We start from the raw sequence: 524 nt of genomic DNA on the forward strand, positions 1-524 counted from the left end.
GTCCGCCCTGGAGGGCGAGATCACCGATCATACTCGGCTGCGGCAGGCATGATCCGGCGGGCGGGAACGGTGGCAACCCCCGCAACGGCAAACGCTCCAAGACCGTGCTGACAGACGTGGGACCGGTGGAGATGCCCGTGCCCCGGGACCGGGAGGGCTCCTTCGAGCCGAAGATCGTCAAGAAGCGGCAGAAACCCCCGAGCGGCGTGGAGGAGATGGTGATTTCACTGGCCGCGAAGGGTTTGACCACCGGCGAGGTGCAGGCCCACCTGGCGGAGGTCCATGGCCCCGACGTCTCCCGGCAGACGATCTCCACCATCACCGGCAAGGTCCTGCAGGGCACGGCCGAATGGCAGAACCGCCCCCTCGACGTCGTCTGTCCGGCGGTCTTCATCGACGCCATCCACGTGAAGATCCGCGACGGTGCCGTGGCCAGCCGGCCCATCCACGTTGCCCCCGCGGTCACGACCGAGGGCCGGCGGGAGATCCCGGGCCCGTGGGCCGGGGACGGCGGCGAGGGCGCC

General features: G+C 70.2%; 1 pseudogene. It reads left to right on the forward strand.

Annotated features, from left to right (window positions below):
• Positions 1 to 524, forward strand: a pseudogene (locus tag IEY86_RS36095) (IS256 family transposase); the annotation flags it as partial.

Source organism: Wenjunlia tyrosinilytica, assembly GCF_014646055.1.
Classification (GTDB): domain Bacteria; phylum Actinomycetota; class Actinomycetes; order Streptomycetales; family Streptomycetaceae; genus Wenjunlia; species Wenjunlia tyrosinilytica.